The sequence below is a fragment of the Pseudomonas sp. ATCC 13867 genome, from assembly GCF_000349845.1.
GTDB lineage: Bacteria > Pseudomonadota > Gammaproteobacteria > Pseudomonadales > Pseudomonadaceae > Pseudomonas.
In genome coordinates, this window is record NC_020829.1 from 1,893,785 (window position 1) to 1,906,445 (window position 12,661).

At 62.9% G+C, this 12,661-nt stretch carries 10 protein-coding genes, 4 tRNA genes and 1 pseudogene; 11 read left to right on the top strand and 4 right to left on the bottom strand.

Translation table 11 applies throughout. From position 1 onward, the window contains the following. The first annotated feature begins 8 nt into the window (after nucleotides 1-8). From astE to H681_RS08660, 8 genes are all read left to right on the top strand, one after another. On the top strand, nucleotides 9-1,007 hold the full coding sequence (gene astE / locus H681_RS08625; protein WP_015476471.1) for a succinylglutamate desuccinylase: 999 nt from the start codon (nucleotides 9-11) through the stop codon (nucleotides 1,005-1,007). 174 nt (nucleotides 1,008-1,181) lie between these two features. Beyond that, entirely contained in the window at nucleotides 1,182-2,186 is a 1,005-nt protein-coding gene (ltaE, locus tag H681_RS08630) for a low-specificity L-threonine aldolase (RefSeq protein WP_015476472.1), read from the top strand. A gap of 121 nt (nucleotides 2,187-2,307) precedes the next feature. Continuing rightward, the gene (alaS, locus tag H681_RS08635; RefSeq protein ID WP_015476473.1) at nucleotides 2,308-4,932 is read left to right on the top strand and encodes an alanine--tRNA ligase; all 2,625 of its coding nucleotides are present in this window, start codon (nucleotides 2,308-2,310) and stop codon (nucleotides 4,930-4,932) included. A 245-nt stretch (nucleotides 4,933-5,177) separates the two neighbouring features. Next, on the top strand, nucleotides 5,178-6,413 hold the full coding sequence (locus tag H681_RS08640; protein ID WP_015476474.1) for an aspartate kinase: 1,236 nt from the start codon (nucleotides 5,178-5,180) through the stop codon (nucleotides 6,411-6,413). Between the two features lie 185 nt (nucleotides 6,414-6,598). Beyond that, nucleotides 6,599-6,784, top strand: a complete 186-nt coding sequence (gene csrA / locus H681_RS08645; RefSeq protein ID WP_003085981.1) for a carbon storage regulator CsrA — start codon at nucleotides 6,599-6,601, stop codon at nucleotides 6,782-6,784. 60 nt (nucleotides 6,785-6,844) lie between these two features. Beyond that, nucleotides 6,845-6,935, top strand: a tRNA-Ser gene (locus tag H681_RS08650). A 110-nt stretch (nucleotides 6,936-7,045) separates the two neighbouring features. After that, a tRNA-Arg gene (locus H681_RS08655) sits at nucleotides 7,046-7,122 on the top strand. A 98-nt stretch (nucleotides 7,123-7,220) separates the two neighbouring features. Beyond that, nucleotides 7,221-7,297, top strand: a tRNA-Arg gene (locus H681_RS08660). 69 nt (nucleotides 7,298-7,366) lie between these two features. On the opposite strand, the gene H681_RS08665 is transcribed toward H681_RS08660, so the two are convergent. Further along, nucleotides 7,367-7,879 carry a DUF4124 domain-containing protein gene (locus tag H681_RS08665; protein ID WP_041711838.1) on the bottom strand — a complete coding sequence of 171 codons (513 nt, stop codon included), beginning with the start codon at nucleotides 7,877-7,879 and terminating at the stop codon, nucleotides 7,367-7,369. A 323-nt stretch (nucleotides 7,880-8,202) separates the two neighbouring features. On the opposite strand from H681_RS08665, the gene mgtE reads away from it, so the two are divergent. Next, entirely contained in the window at nucleotides 8,203-9,645 is a 1,443-nt protein-coding gene (gene mgtE, locus H681_RS08670; protein ID WP_015476476.1) for a magnesium transporter, read from the top strand. Nucleotides 9,646-9,784: 139 nt separating this feature from the next. Here the strand turns inward: mgtE and amrZ are convergent, their stop codons facing one another. Beyond that, on the bottom strand, nucleotides 9,785-10,117 hold the full coding sequence (amrZ, locus tag H681_RS08675) for a transcriptional regulator AmrZ (protein WP_015476477.1): 333 nt from the start codon (nucleotides 10,115-10,117) through the stop codon (nucleotides 9,785-9,787). Between the two features lie 479 nt (nucleotides 10,118-10,596). On the opposite strand from amrZ, the gene phnN reads away from it, so the two are divergent. After that, nucleotides 10,597-11,160, top strand: coding sequence for a phosphonate metabolism protein/1,5-bisphosphokinase (PRPP-forming) PhnN (phnN, locus tag H681_RS08680; RefSeq protein WP_041711840.1), 564 nt, complete (start codon nucleotides 10,597-10,599; stop codon nucleotides 11,158-11,160). Between the two features lie 6 nt (nucleotides 11,161-11,166). Here the strand turns inward: phnN and H681_RS08685 are convergent, their stop codons facing one another. Beyond that, nucleotides 11,167-11,652, bottom strand: a complete 486-nt coding sequence (locus tag H681_RS08685) for a GNAT family N-acetyltransferase (protein ID WP_015476479.1) — start codon at nucleotides 11,650-11,652, stop codon at nucleotides 11,167-11,169. A gap of 93 nt (nucleotides 11,653-11,745) precedes the next feature. Here H681_RS08685 and H681_RS08690 point away from each other — a divergent pair. Further along, nucleotides 11,746-11,822 (top strand) — tRNA-Arg (locus H681_RS08690). Between the two features lie 170 nt (nucleotides 11,823-11,992). On the opposite strand, the pseudogene H681_RS08695 reads toward H681_RS08690, so the two are convergent. Beyond that, nucleotides 11,993-12,481, bottom strand: a pseudogene (locus tag H681_RS08695) (UDP-N-acetylglucosamine 2-epimerase); the annotation flags it as partial. Nucleotides 12,482-12,661 lie beyond the last annotated feature (180 nt).

Genomic DNA, 12,661 nt, shown 5'->3' on the forward strand with positions numbered 1-12,661 from the left:
GCGTCCGCATGCTAGCCCTGGGCAAACTGCTCGAACTGACCCTCGCCGGCCGTGAGCCGACGGAAAAGATCCAGCTCACCGCGGATGGCACCCGCCTGCACTGGCTGGCGGAAGGCGCGCTGGAAATCACCCCTTCGACCACCCGCGACCAGGGTCGCGACCTGCTGCTCTCGGCGGGCATCCACGGTAACGAGACCGCGCCCATCGAACTGCTCGACCGTCTGGTGCAACGCATTGCCCGTGGCGAGCTCAAGCCTGCGGCGCGCACCCTGATCCTGCTGGGCAACCCCGAGGCCATGCGCCGTGGCGAGCGCTACCTGGAGCAGGATATCAACCGCCTGTTCTGCGGTCGTCACGAGGAGGGCAGCGGCAACGAAGCCTTGCGCGCCGCCGAACTGGAGCGTCTGGCTGCCGCCTTCTTCGCCCGTGCCGGGCGTACCCGCCTGCACTACGACCTGCATACCGCCATCCGTGGGTCGAAGATCGAACAGTTTGCCCTTTATCCCTGGAGCGAGGGTCGCCAGCACTCCCGCGATGAACTGGCGCGCCTGCGCAGTGCCGGCATCGATGCGGTACTGCTGCAGAACAAGCCGGGCATTACCTTCAGTGCTTACACCTACAGTCGCCTCGACGCCGAAGCCTTTACCCTGGAACTGGGCAAGGCACGGCCGTTCGGACAGAACCAGGTGGTCAACCTCGATCGTCTGGAAGCCATGCTGCAGAGCCTGATCCGTGGCGACGCCGCCGTCGTCGATGGGGCGCCACTCGATGGCCTGAAGCTGTTCGCCGTATCCCGCGAAGTGATCAAGCACAGCGACCATTTTCGCCTGCACCTGGACGACGCGGTGGATAACTTCACCGAACTGGACCAGGGCTACCTGCTCGCCGAGGACATCGGCGGCACCCGCTGGATCGTGGAAGAGCAGGGCGCACGAATCATCTTCCCCAACCCGCGGGTGAAGAACGGCTTGCGCGCCGGAATCCTGGTCGTTCCCACCGAGCTTTGACGGCGTTTGTAGGAGCGAGCTTGCTCGCGAACCGCCCGACGCCGAAGTCGCCGGGAAAATGTGTTCGCGAGCAAGAACTGGGCGTCCCCTCGACCCTGCGCACTCAACCCTTGTTCCTCCTCTGGCGAGCGCTTAGCATCGGCCCTTTCCGCCTGATGCCCGAGGAACTCCACCATGTCCATCATCGACCTTCGCAGCGACACCGTGACCTTGCCCACCACCGGCATGCGCGAGGCGATGGCGCGGGCCGAACTGGGCGATGACGTCTACGGCGAAGACCCGACGGTGAACCGCCTGGAAGTGACCCTCGCCGAGCGCCTGGGCTTCGCCGCCGCGCTGTTCGTGCCCACCGGCACCATGAGCAACCTGCTCGGCCTGATGGCCCACTGCGGCCGGGGCGACGAGTACATCGTCGGCCAGCAGGCGCACACCTATAAATATGAAGGCGGCGGCGCCGCCGTGCTGGGCTCGATCCAGCCGCAGCCCATCGAGGGTGAAGCCGATGGCTCGCTGGACCTGGCCAAGGTCGAGGCGGCGATCAAGCAGGACGATTTCCACTTCGCCCGCACCCGCCTGCTGGCGCTGGAAAACACCATGCAGGGCAAGGTCCTGCCGCTGACCTACCTGGCTGCCGCGCGGGAGATGACCCGCCGTCGTGGCCTGGCGCTGCACCTGGACGGCGCGCGCCTGTACAACGCGGCGGTGAAGCTGGGCGTGGACGCCCGCGAGATCACTCGCCACTTCGACTCCGTCTCGGTGTGCCTGTCCAAAGGGCTCGGTGCGCCGGTGGGGTCGGTGCTCTGTGGCGATGCCGGACTGATCGGCCGCGCACGGCGTTTGCGCAAGATGGTCGGCGGTGGCATGCGCCAGGCCGGTGGTCTCGCGGCGGCGGCGCTGTATGCGCTGGACCATCAGGTCGAGCGCCTGGCCGAGGACCACGCCAACGCCGAAGCGCTGGGCCGTGGCCTGGCCGAACTGGGCTACGCCATCGAGCCGGTGCAGAGCAACATGGTCTACGTTGGCATCGGCGAGCAGGCCGGCGCCCTGGGCGAGCACCTTGCCAAGCAGGGCATCCGCGTCAGCCCGGCGGCGCGCCTGCGCCTGGTCACCCACCTGGATGTGAAAAACGCCGATATCCCGCGTATCGTCGAAGCTTTTGCCGCCTTTCGTCGTTCCTGACAGAAATTATTGCGCGATAGGGGTTAACTATCGCGCAAAGACACTACAACCTTGATGCGGGGCCGATATAATGCGGCCCTTTGCCGGCGATTCGTGGCCGCATTTTTCCGTGGAAGAACCTATGAAAAGCGCTGAAATCCGTGAAGCCTTCCTCCGCTTCTTCGAAGAGAAGGGGCACACCCGCGTAGCGTCCAGTTCGCTGATCCCCGCGAACGACCCGACCCTGCTGTTCACCAACGCAGGCATGAACCAGTTCAAGGATTGCTTCCTGGGCCTGGAAAAGCGCGCCTACACCCGCGCCACCACCAGCCAGAAGTGCGTGCGTGCCGGCGGCAAGCACAACGACCTGGAAAACGTCGGCTACACCGCGCGCCACCACACTTTCTTCGAAATGCTGGGCAACTTCAGCTTCGGCGACTATTTCAAGCGCGACGCCATCACCTACGCCTGGGAATTCCTGACCTCGGACAAGTGGCTGAACCTGCCCAAGGAAAAACTCTGGGTCACCGTCTACGCCAGCGATGACGAGGCCTACGACATCTGGACCCAGGAAGTCGGCATTCCCGCCGAGCGCATGGTCCGCATCGGCGACAACAAGGGCGCTCCCTACGCTTCGGACAACTTCTGGGCGATGGGCGACACCGGCCCGTGCGGCCCGTGCACCGAGATATTCTTCGACCACGGCGCCGACATCTGGGGCGGCCCGCCCGGCTCGCCGGAAGAAGACGGCGACCGCTACATCGAGATCTGGAACAACGTGTTCATGCAGTTCAACCGCACCGCGGACGGCGTCATGCACCCGCTGCCGGCGCCGAGCGTGGACACCGGCATGGGCCTGGAGCGCATCAGCGCGGTGCTGCAGCACGTCCACTCGAACTACGAGATCGACCTGTTCCAGAGCCTGCTGAAGGCCTCGGCCGACGCCATCGGCTGCGCCAACGACGACGCACCGTCGCTGAAAGTGGTGGCCGACCACATCCGTTCCTGCGGTTTCCTCATCGCCGACGGCGTACTGCCGTCCAACGAAGGCCGCGGCTACGTGCTGCGCCGCATCATCCGTCGCGCCTGCCGCCACGGTAACAAGCTGGGCGCCAAGGGCACCTTCTTCCACAAGATCGTCGCCGCGCTGGTCGGCGAGATGGGCGAGGCCTTCCCCGAGCTCAAGCAGCAGCAGGCGCACATCGAGCGCGTGCTGAAGACCGAGGAAGAGCAGTTCGCCAAGACCCTGGAGCAGGGCCTGAAGATCCTCGAGCAAGACCTGTCCGAGCTCAAGGGCAGCGTCATCCCGGGCAACGTGGTGTTCAAGCTGTACGACACCTACGGCTTCCCGGTGGACCTGACCAACGACATCGCCCGCGAGCGCAGCCTGACCCTCGACGAGGAAGGCTTCGAGCGCGAGATGGAGGCCCAGCGCGAGCGTGCCCGCTCCGCCAGCGCCTTCGGCATGGACTACAACAGCCTGGTGAAAGTGGATGGCGACACCCGCTTCCTCGGCTACCAGGGCGTTTCCGGCGCCGGCCAGATCGTCGCCCTGTTCAAGGACGGCAAGGCCGTCGAGCAACTGGGCGAAGGCGAGGAGGGCGTGGTCGTCCTCGACCAGACCCCGTTCTACGCCGAATCCGGCGGCCAGGTCGGCGACTGCGGCTACCTCGCCGGTGCCGGCGTGCGCTTCGACGTGCGCGACACGACCAAGGCGGGCGGCGCCCACCTGCACCACGGCGTGGTTGCCCAAGGCAGCCTGAGCGTTGGCGCTGCTGTGAAAGCCGAGGTCGACGCCACCGTGCGCCAGGCCACCGCGCTGAATCACTCCGCTACCCACCTGCTGCACGCTGCGCTGCGCCAGGTGCTGGGCGATCACGTCCAGCAGAAGGGCTCGCTGGTCGACAGCCAGCGCCTGCGCTTCGACTTCAGCCACTTCGAGGCAATCAAGCCCGAGCAATTGAAGCAGCTGGAGGAAATCGTCAACCGCGAAATCCGCAAGAACTCCGAGGTCGAGACCGAGGAAACCGACATCGACACCGCCAAGGCCAAGGGTGCAATGGCACTGTTCGGTGAGAAGTACGGCGACCAGGTACGTGTGCTGAGCATGGGCGGCAAGTTCTCCGTCGAGCTGTGCGGCGGCACCCACGTGTCCCGTACCGGTGACATCGGTCTGTTCAAGATCACCAGCGAAGGCGGTGTGGCTTCCGGCGTTCGCCGTATCGAAGCGGTCACCGGCGGCGCTGCGCTGGCTTATCTCAACGGTGCCGAAGAGCAGCTCAAGGAAGCGGCCGGCCTGGTCAAGGGTAGTCGTGACAACCTGCTGGACAAGCTCTCCGGCCTGATCGAGCGCAATCGTCAGCTGGAGAAAGAGCTGGAACAGCTCAAGGCCAAGGCTGCCAGCGCGGCCGGGGATGACCTGGCGGGCTCCGCCGTGGAAGTCGGCGGCGTGAAGGTGCTGTCCTCCCGTCTCGACGGCCTGGACGGCAAGGCGCTGCTGGCTCTGGTCGACCAGCTCAAGAACAAGCTCGGCAGCGGTGTGATCCTGCTGGGCGGCGTGTTCGAGGAGAAGGTCGTGCTGGTTGCCGGTGTGACCCAGGACCTGACCGCCAAGCTGAAAGCTGGCGATCTGATGAGGCAGGCCGCTGCGGCCGTGGACGGGAAGGGCGGTGGTCGCCCGGACATGGCCCAGGGCGGTGGCGTCGATGCCGGCAAGCTGGACGAGGCTCTGACGCTGGCGCGTACATTTGTCGAACAGGGCCTCTAAGAACCTGCTTACGATCTGCTGCGCGTCGGCATAACGGCGTTGAAATCGGTTTCGGGATGCTCATTTACTGTGTGTAAACTCCGCTCCCTCAACCGATTTCGCCTTGTTCTGCTCTAGCTCGCGAGATCGTAAACAGGCTCTAAAGGCCCTGAAATACCGGGGTCCGCAGCGCGTCCGGCGGTCCTTGGCAGCATGCGGTGATGCATGTTAAATGGGCGCCCTTCAGGAATCAGGCGGCTTTTGAAATGGCTTTGATCGTACAGAAGTTTGGAGGGACCTCCGTCGGCACCGTCGAGCGAATCGAGCAGGTGGCCGAGAAGGTGAAGAAATTCCGTGAAGCGGGCGATGACATCGTCGTGGTGGTATCCGCCATGAGCGGCGAGACCAACCGCCTGATTGGTCTGGCGAAACAGATCATGGACGTGCCGATTCCGCGCGAGCTGGACGTGATGGTATCCACCGGCGAGCAGGTGACCATCGCGCTGCTGAGCATGGCGCTGATGAAGCGCGGCGTGCCGGCGGTGTCCTACACCGGCAATCAGGTTCGTATCCTGACCGACAGTTCCCACACCAAGGCGCGTATCCTGAGCATCGACGATGCGAATATTCGTGCAGATCTGAAAGCTGGCCGTGTTGTAGTGGTCGCAGGCTTCCAGGGGGTGGACGAGCACGGCAACATCACCACCCTCGGCCGTGGCGGTTCCGACACCACTGGCGTGGCCCTGGCCGCGGCGCTGAAGGCCGACGAGTGCCAGATCTACACAGATGTCGATGGCGTCTACACCACTGACCCACGCGTCGTGCCGCAGGCGCGCCGCCTGAGCAAGATCACCTTCGAGGAGATGCTGGAAATGGCCAGCCTCGGCTCCAAGGTCCTGCAGATCCGTTCGGTCGAGTTCGCCGGCAAGTACAACGTCCCGCTGCGCGTGCTGCACAGCTTCCAGGAGGGTCCGGGCACCCTCATTACCCTTGATGAAGAGGAATCCATGGAACAGCCGATCATCTCCGGCATCGCCTTCAATCGCGACGAAGCCAAGCTGACCATCCGTGGCGTACCGGATACCCCCGGCGTTGCTTTCAAGATTCTTGGCCCGATCAGTGCCGCCAATGTAGAAGTCGATATGATCGTGCAGAACGTTTCGCACGATAACACCACCGACTTCACCTTCACCGTGCACCGCAACGACTACCAGGCCGCTCTGGAGATCCTCAAGCAGACCGCCATCAGCATCGGTGCGCGCGAAGCTACCGGCGACACCAACATCGCCAAGGTTTCCATCGTCGGTGTCGGCATGCGTTCCCATGCCGGTGTTGCCAGCCGCATGTTCGAGGCGCTGGCCAAGGAGTCCATCAATATCCAGATGATCTCCACCTCGGAAATCAAGGTTTCCGTGGTCATCGAAGAGAAGTACCTGGAGCTGGCGGTGCGTGCCCTGCACATGGCGTTCGAGCTCGACGCCCCGGCCCACCAGGGCGAATAAGGGGAGTGGACCCAGAAAGGCGCGGCTAACCCGCGCCTTTTGTCGTTTTTGACTGGCCGTTAGGAACTTTCATTCCGACAAGACTGGTCAATACTTGGGTGAAGGATTCGCGCACTTGAACTGCACGAATCTGCCACCATTTCTTTTTTGCAGACTGTTTATCCGTAATTCGTAAGGAGAAAGGAATGCTGATTCTGACTCGCCGGGTCGGAGAGACCCTGATGGTCGGTGATGACGTCACCGTGACTGTGTTGGGTGTCAAGGGAAATCAGGTGCGTATCGGTGTGAATGCGCCGAAGGAAGTCGCTGTGCACCGTGAGGAAATCTACCAGCGCATCCAGAAAGAGAAAGACCAAGAACCAAACCATTAATTTTTCTAAAAATTTTCTTTGCAAACGGGGAAAACCTGGATATTATGCGCCCCGTGTTGCGGAGAGGTGGCCGAGTGGCCGAAGGCGCTCCCCTGCTAAGGGAGTACATCTCAAAAGGGTGTCGGGGGTTCGAATCCCCCCCTCTCCGCCATTGCATCTCCTGGTGCAGTGAGTTGTCCGGTTACGTAAGTGACTGAAAAGATTGAAAAAATCTTGTTGACAGGTCAGAAAGATAGCGCTAGAATTTGCGCCCTCATCAGCGCACTCATAGCTCAGCTGGATAGAGTACTCGGCTACGAACCGAGCGGTCGGAGGTTCGAATCCTCCTGAGTGCGCCATATACGAAGTAGCGCGAAAGCAGGGCTTCAGTGGCGAAAGGGCTGAAAAGCCATTAGCTGCAACCAGTTGGTGAATCTGGTTAAACTTTACCGACGACGCACTCATAGCTCAGCTGGATAGAGTACTCGGCTACGAACCGAGCGGTCGGAGGTTCGAATCCTCCTGAGTGCGCCATATACGAAAGGGCCTGCAGCAATGCAGGCCCTTTTTCTTTGTCCCGTGAAAAAAACGACGCCGCGAATCTCAGCGTTTCGCCTTGCCTGCCACGCAGCCGTCCTCGTCGAAAGTCACGGTGCGCACACCGTGCTGCCTGTCCGCTTTGTAGTGGTAGCGCAGTGTTCCATTGTTCTGGCTGACCTTGTCCGGTCGCCCCAGCGTGCTTTCCACGTCGCCGCGGGTCATTCCGCTCCTGATCCTGCCTTCGATGATCGCTTTGCGTCTGGCTGAGCCGGTCACGCGATTGCCGCAGCCATTCTGCTGCTCTCCCACGACGACGATGGCCTTGTCGTTCTCTTGGCCCTTCTCGCGCGCTACAGGGCGGGTTCGCGGTGTGGGCATGGGGTTCGCCAGGGGGGCCGGCTTGTCGCCTCCTGGCGTGGGATTTGAGGCTTCCTGATTGCTCTGCAGCCGGTCGCCGGGGCAGCCATACTGGCTGAAGAGTACGCTGCCGTCCGCGGCAGTGCAGCGGAACACCGCTGCCGCCTCAGCGGTCGGTAGCAGAAGCAGGATTGAAAACAGCGTGACGGGCAGGCGCATGATGTCCTCCATGACGGCGGGCCTGCCAGCAGCCTAGGAGGGGAATTTGTAAGCCGGTGCCGGGTGTCTTGTCGGGGATTTCGCGCGTCGAACCGTGCGATGAACCGACGCTGAGCTTTCGGGCGCAAGCGATTGTTCTAGCCGTGATTTTGTAACGCCTATTGCACCCCGGAGTGTTATCATTTCCCGCATCTGCCCTTGATGGGCGCATGGGACAACCACCATGGACTTACCCAGTAGTTACTCAGAACCCCGATTGCGTACACACGACCTGATGTACTGATCCCCAATGGCGCGTTCTGCCACTGGGGGTGGAGCGTGCTATGACCGAAGTAGAAGCCAAGAAGCCGCAGGAAAGCCTGCAGGACCGCCTCAACCAGGTGGTCGACCTGCTGCACAAGCACAAGCTGGTGGAAGACCTGACGCACCGTCAGGAAGGCCAGCATCAAGACCTCGTCGAAAACCTCGTGCACCGCCAGAACCTGGCGGAACTCCAGCGCAAGCTGGAAGAGCTGCACCCGGCCGACATCGCCCACATCCTCGAATCCCTTCCGCTGGACGACCGCCTGACGGTCTGGCAGTTGGTCAAGGCCGAGCGCGACGGCGACATCCTCCTCGAAGTCTCCGACGCCGTGCGGGAAACCCTGATCGCCGACATGGACGATCACGAGATCCTCGCCGCCGCCAAGGACATGGACGCCGACGAACTCGCGGATCTGGCGCCGGAACTGCCGCGCGACGTAGTCCACGAACTGATGGAAAGCCTCGATCAGCAGCAGCGCGAACGTGTGCGTTCGGCGCTGTCCTACGAGGAAGACCAGGTCGGCGCGCTGATGGACTTCGAGATGGTCACCATCCGCGATGACGTCAGCCTGGAAGTGGTGCTGCGCTATCTGCGCCGCCTCAAGGAACTGCCCGGCCACACCGACAAGCTCTTCGTGGTCGACTATGACGGCGTGCTCAAGGGCGTACTGCCGATCAAGCGCCTGCTGGTGAATGACCCGGACAAGGACGTGGCCGAGGTCATGGCGACCGATCCGGTGACCTTCACCCCCGACGAGGACGGCTACGACGCCGCCCAGGCCTTCGAGCGTTACGACCTGATTTCCGCCCCGGTGGTGGACAAGAACGGCAAGCTGATCGGTCGTCTGACCATCGACGAGATGGTCGACCTGATCCGTGAGGAGAGCGAAAGCGAAGTGCTGAGCATGGCCGGTCTGCGAGAAGAGGAAGACATCTTCGCCTCGGTCTGGAAGTCGGTGCGCAACCGCTGGGCCTGGCTGGCCACCAACCTGATCACCGCCTTCATCGCCTCGCGGGTGATCGGTCTGTTCGAAGGCTCCATCGAGAAGCTGGTGGCGCTGGCCGCGCTGATGCCTATCGTCGCCGGCATCGGCGGCAACTCTGGCAACCAGACCATTACCATGATCGTCCGCGCGATGGCGCTGGATCAGATCCAGACCAACAGCGCCAACCGCCTGCTGCGCAAGGAGCTGGGTGTGGCGCTGGTCAACGGCCTGGTGTGGGGTGGGGTGATCGGTTTCGTCGCCTTCTACCTGTACGGCAACTGGGAGCTGGGTGCGGTGATGACCGGCGCCATGACCCTGAACCTGCTGCTGGCGGCATTGATGGGCGTGTTGATTCCCATGACCCTGTTGCGTCTGGGGCGCGATCCGGCGATGGGCTCCAGCGTGATGATCACCGCCATGACCGACAGCGGCGGCTTCTTCATCTTCCTCGGGCTGGCCACGCTGTTCCTGATGTAGTCCCGGCTCCGCCAGAGACGCCGAAAAGGCCCGCCTGGGAGGCGGCTTTTTTGTGCCTGTTGCGAGTCGCTGTTGGAAGCGAAACTGCAGACATGAAAAAGCCGGCTCGAGGCCGGCTGTTTTCGGTACTGCTTACGACTCAGGCGTCGTTCTGCGCCATCTCGGCGTCGTGCGCGATCAGGGCGATCAGGGCATTCTGCTGGCGATGGGTCAGTTGGCGGAAGCGTTGCAGCAACTCGCGCTCGTGCAGGCTCAGCTCCGGGCTGTCCAGACGAATGCCGAGATTGTCCTGCAGTGCGCCTTCCTGAAGCAGGCTCTGCTCCAGGCGCGCGATGATCTCGGAGTTCATGCTGCGATGGTGGCTGCGAGCGACTTCAGCGATACGCTCGCGCATGCCTTCCGGCAGACGTACGACGAATTTGTCAGCGGTGCGGCTGGAGTAGGTAGGAGTTGCCTGTTTCAGTGGGCGCATACATTAAACCTGTAAGTCAGGGAGGCCGATGCCAGGGGTCAGCGTTCGTTCAGGCCCTTTGACAGCAATTTCCGTTGGCCGTTCAGCGTGTCGTCAATGGTTTTTGAAAAACACCAATAACTTGACGTCAAATCTGCGACTTATTGTGGCTCGGATGGAGGCTAAATGCCAGCACCAATCATCCGAAATACGATGCCCTCGGCAGACCGCCCTTTCGATGGGTTCAGGTGACGTCAGGCCCGATGTTGGCAGCGTAGCCGAAGCGCAGAGGGCCCCGCGCCATCATTGCGACAGGGGGCGGTGTGCATCCGATGGAGGGCGGGCGCATGATGGCACAGTGAGCTGGCCGCATGCAGGGCCGGTCGATCTTAAGGCCATTTCCGATAGCAATTCTTCTGATCTCCTGCGCAGCGGACGGTATCATCTGGCCTGCGGATCAGAAACGACGTAATGCCGAGCCGCCGGCTCCAGAGAGTGTCATGACCCCAGGCAGACTCATTTATCTGATGGGCCCTTCGGGCTCCGGCAAGGACAGCCTGTTGCAAGCCGCCGCCGTCCCCCTGGCCGCGCGGGACTGCCGTATCGCGCGGCGGGTGATAACCCGTTCGGCGGAAGCCCGGGGAGAGGATGCACGCCCGGTGACGGGCGAAGAATTTGAACGCCTGGAACAGGCGGCCGCCTTTGCCATGAGTTGGCGTGCCAATGGCCTGTACTACGGCATCCCCCGTGAAATCGATGACTGGCTGGCGGCGGGGCACGATGTGCTGGTCAATGGCTCGCGCAAGTACCTGCCTCGGGCCAGGGAGCTTTATCCACAGCTGCTGGCGGTGCTGTTGCGGGTTTCGCCGGATGTCCTGCGGGCGCGCCTGCTGGCGCGAGGACGGGAGAGCCTGCCGCAGGTCGAGGCACGGCTGGCGCGCAATGCGCACTTCGCCGATGGCCTGCCGGGGCCGCTGGTCGAACTGGACAATTCCCTGTCGCTGGATACGACGGTGCGCGATTTGCTCGAAGTGCTGGATGGCCCTACCGCCGAGGCGGTCTGAGTCCGGTCAACCCAGTTGCAGCGAGAGGCTGACGCCGTGGGGCGCGAAGCCCATCGCCGCGTAGAATCGGTGGGCCATTTCCCGATCCTGGTGGCTGGACAGCGCCAGTTTATAGCAGCCCCAACCGCCGGCCCACTCCACGGCGCGTCGGATCAGCGCCTGGCCGATGCCCTGGCCACGGGCGCGATTGTCCACCACCATGTCTTCGAGGATCGCCGAGCGCGCGAAGCCGTGGGCGATGTGCTCGATGAGATGCAGGGTGCAGGTGCCCAGCAGGGTGCCGTCGCGTTCGGCCACCAGCGTGACCCGCGTCGGGCGCTGATTGCCCAGCTCCAATGCCAGCAAGGCGACATCCGGGCTGGGGTCCTGGGCGCCCAGTTGCCGCAGCAGCGGCGCGAGGGTCGGGGCGTCGTCCGGCGTGGCGACGCGTACGTCGAATGTGGCGAAAGGCGAGTCGGGCGTCGCCTGGTGGTCCGGTGGGTTGTTGTTCACGGTATTCCTCCCCTGTCGAAAAAATTATGGGCCCGCCCGGTGGCAGCGGCATGACAAATTCGCCACCGCTCGTTAACATGCCGACCCGATCGTGTCCCGGTAGCTCAATTGGATAGAGCGTCCCCCTCCTAAGGGGAAGGTTGGAGGTTCGACCCCTCTCCGGGACACCACGTTTTCCGCTGCATCGAGCCTATTCGGCTTTCTCTTCGCTCTTCGTTTGACAGCACGCTACCAGCAGCAGGCAATTACGGTGCCTTGCTGGACTTCCGCGGGATGGGGTCTGGCTCTTTGCTGTGTTCGCCTGTTACGGTGTGAACAGTCAGCCCGGGACAGGCCAGTTCACCCCTTCGCGCAGCAGGTTGCTGCGGGACTTCTTGGTCGGCGGGAAGTGCAGATCGGCGATCACCGCGGTGAGCCGGCGGTTGGCTTCTTCCGGCTACGGCTGGCGGATGTTGCCGCTGCGCAGGCCCGACTCGACGTGGGCCACCGAAATCTGCCGGTGGAAGGCGGTGAGGGCGGCGATGAAGCTGGTGGCGGTGTCGCCATGCACCAGCACGATGTCGGGGTGGTGGCGGTCGTAGCTGTCATCCAGGCGTGCCACCAACTGCTGCGACAGGCCGTTGAGCGTCTGGCCCTGGGTCATCACGTCAAGGTCTTCGTCGACCTCCAGTTCGAAGGATTCCAGCACTTGCTGTAGCATCTCCCGGTGCTGGCCGGTGGAGCAGATACGCAGCTCGATCTCCGGGGTGCGTCGCAGGACCCTGGCCAGCGGCGCCATCTTGATGGCCTCGGGGCGTGTCTCGAAGACCATTGTGACCTTGTACTTCATCAGTGCTCCCTGAGCGGCCCTCGTGAGGCCTCGATTGATTTCCGTGTGGGAATTTTCCAAAGGGCAATGAAAGTCGTTGAGGCCCGTGCTGCCCAGGCCCAAGGGCCTTTGCCAGTCATATAGGTCATGCATGTTGATCTTTCTGACGCTGCGGACAGACGGTCAGGCCCGTGGTCAGAG